Source organism: Bradyrhizobium retamae, from assembly GCF_001440415.1.
GTDB classification, from domain to species: Bacteria; Pseudomonadota; Alphaproteobacteria; order Rhizobiales; family Xanthobacteraceae; genus Bradyrhizobium; species Bradyrhizobium retamae.
In genome coordinates this window covers 1-1,092 of record NZ_LLYA01000144.1, presented here as the reverse complement: position 1 = coordinate 1,092, position 1,092 = coordinate 1, and the positions used below count along the sequence as shown (strand labels likewise).

Sequence of the window (1,092 nt, the reverse complement as noted above, 5' to 3'; positions counted from 1 at the left end):
GTCGGTCGAGTAGCCCCGGGGAATTGCACCCCGAGGCTCTCACGAAACCGGACGTGAACCTCTCGATTCATCCGGCTTCTATCTTCCGGCCGCAGGTCGAATGCCGACTCGCCACAAATAGAGTAGGTTCGGATCGCGCTGTGCGAGCCGTCCCAACCAATATACTGAGGCGACTTTCCGGCCTTTCAACCGCTTGTATTTCCGCCTCGTCCAACGGGCGAGCGCGTCGTTAACGTGACGAAGGACGTTGACACATTCCGTCCGGTAAAACCGTCCGTAATAGTTCAGCCATCCTTGCACGACAGGATCAATCAGCTTGGCGAGTTCTTCAAGACTCCAGTGGTTTCGCGTTGAACCCAGTCGCCATGAGCGAATGGTTTGTCGGATTCCTTTGGCAGCCTTGTTGCTGATTGCCGGGAGGAAGTTGAGGAACTTCTCGCCCTTTCGATCGCGAGCGCTGCGCGGCTGGAAGGTGTAGCCAAGGAAGTCGAACGAGATGTGTTCGCATTCCTTTCTCCGTTTATTATCCTTGCAGTAGACGATCCGGGTTTTCTCCGGGTGGAGCTCCAGACCGCATTCCGCAAGACGTGTCCGGATCGCCTCCATCACGGTTCGAGCCTCGCTTTCAGTTCTGCAATGGACTATCGCATCGTCAGCGTATCTTTCGAAACACAAACAAGGGAAGGTCCGCTGCATCCAGTGATCGAATGCATAGTGCAGAACCAAATTTGCGAGCAGCGGTGAAACCACTGAACCCTGAGGGGTTCCGCGTGTTCTCTCCACAAGGATTCCGTCTTCTTTCTCCACGGGAGCTTGCAGCCACCGCTTTACGTAGAGACGAATCCAGCTCAGTTCCGTATGGTGGGCGACGGCCTTTTCGATCAGGTGCCAAGGGATCGAGTCGAAGAACGACTTGATATCAAGGTCGATAACCCAGTCGAATTTCCAGCAACGCTTTCGCGCTGTCCCCACTGCGTCAAGCGCCGAACGGCCGGGCCGATAGCCGTAGGAGTCGGGATGGAATATTCGTTCCATCGTCGGCTCCATAACCATCTTTGCAACCGTCTGAGCCACGCGGTCAGCTATAGAGGG

Annotated in this window: 1 protein-coding gene; it reads right to left on the bottom strand. The window is 55.6% G+C overall.

Annotation, left to right across the window (positions count from 1 at the left end):
• Window positions 1-78: 78 nt before the first annotated feature.
• A partial coding sequence (gene ltrA / locus CQ13_RS16625) for a group II intron reverse transcriptase/maturase (protein ID WP_057843938.1) occupies window positions 79-1,092 on the bottom strand: 1,014 nt, incomplete at its 5' end.